1 protein-coding gene is annotated in these 238 nt (G+C 50.4%); it reads right to left on the bottom strand.

Features of this window, described 5'->3' with window-relative positions; translation table 11 throughout:
* The coding region (locus RMT89_RS45340) for a hypothetical protein (RefSeq protein WP_315889584.1) at nucleotides 1–238 on the bottom strand (238 nt) is incomplete at both ends.

The raw sequence follows: 238 nt of genomic DNA, 5'->3' as shown, positions 1-238 counted from the left end.
CAAGTCAGCGAGTGCTGGATTGAGGACCAGCTTTTCCCCATTCCACGAAGCAATGTTCGCAAGCTGGAACTGCTTTGTTTTCAGGAGGTTAACATCACCATCAAGGAAACGCTTCCACAGCTTCTGCGTAAGCAGTCGCTTGTTAAGTGCAATTTCCATGGTGGAACGGATACCCGGAACCAGATTGAGAACACGGTGCAATGCACGGCGGTTTTCAACAGTAGGCTTTGGAGCGTCC

Origin of the sequence: Streptomyces sp. P17, from assembly GCF_032436805.1 — a bacterium.
Classification (GTDB): domain Bacteria; phylum Actinomycetota; class Actinomycetes; order Streptomycetales; family Streptomycetaceae; genus Streptomyces.
This window is presented reverse-complemented; position numbering and strand designations above follow the sequence as displayed.